The following is a 920-nucleotide window of genomic DNA, read 5'->3' as shown; positions in this document are numbered from 1 at the left end:
CAATGGTATTGAAAGCTTCCGGAGTTTTACCAAACGAAGGCCCGCCAAATTCAATGGCGTAACCAAAAACTTTGATTTGCACCTGAGGGAATGCGGATGGCGATGGAACCGAAACTCTGATGAACTGGGTCACCAACTTTGGGGGCTTTTTAAAGTAAATTTATATAAAGCTGCTAGCCTAGAGCCGTACATATATAATGGCGCAAGGCCGTCTGAAAGTTTTTTCAGACGGCCTGTCATGTGTCTGCATTATTTTGCCGGCATTTCTGCCTGTTGTACCCGCTTGAAAACCGGCGGATATAGTGGATTTTTTCATTTTGATGCAAGGCGGCAAACCGTAAGAGAGTATGAGTAACACCAAACCTGTTCCGTTGCCCGGTCGGCTTACAAAACCGTTCTGAAAATTGGGATGCTGCACCGTAGCGGAAATAAAAAAAGGATCACTATAGTCATTTCCACCAAAGCCAAGTAAATTAACTGTACCCCCCCTGCCATACTCCGCCACCACTACTTTAAACAAACTGTTTTTTATCCCCGCCTTACAATATGAAGCGCCTACTGACTCCGCTGCCGATATGGCTGATATTGGCCGATACGGTATACACTTTTACCCTCAATATTCTGCAAAGCTTCAACCCGGGCCAATCCCTGCTGCCCAAAGACGGCCTGCCCGTTTCCCCCGACATTGCCTTTGGCTGGCTTCAGGCTGCCACACACGGGGGTATGGCCATCCTTATCGGGTTTGGTTTGTGGACTTTGCTGAAACTCAACCAAAGCGTTTTGCGGCAGCAGGACTTCCCTGTCGGCGTTTTTCGCGCACTGGGCTTGACTGCCGTACTGGCTTTCGGCATCCCCTCTCTTTGGTTATGGTCTGTTTCGTTAAGCAGGCCGGCAGAGGGCGGCGGCATTGCCTGGGATTC

At 49.3% G+C, this 920-nt stretch carries 1 protein-coding gene and 1 pseudogene; both read left to right on the top strand.

The window, feature by feature from the left end; genetic code table 11:
- A pseudogene (locus tag IR141_RS12555) lies at positions 1-154 on the top strand (IS1595 family transposase); the annotation flags it as partial.
- A gap of 392 nt (positions 155-546) precedes the next feature.
- The coding region (locus tag IR141_RS12550; RefSeq protein ID WP_135037764.1) for a hypothetical protein at positions 547-920 on the top strand (374 nt) is incomplete at its 3' end.

The organism is Neisseria sp. 19428wB4_WF04 (assembly GCF_015235335.1).
In the GTDB taxonomy this organism is placed as follows: Bacteria; Pseudomonadota; Gammaproteobacteria; order Burkholderiales; family Neisseriaceae; genus Neisseria; species Neisseria musculi.
This window is presented reverse-complemented; position numbering and strand designations above follow the sequence as displayed.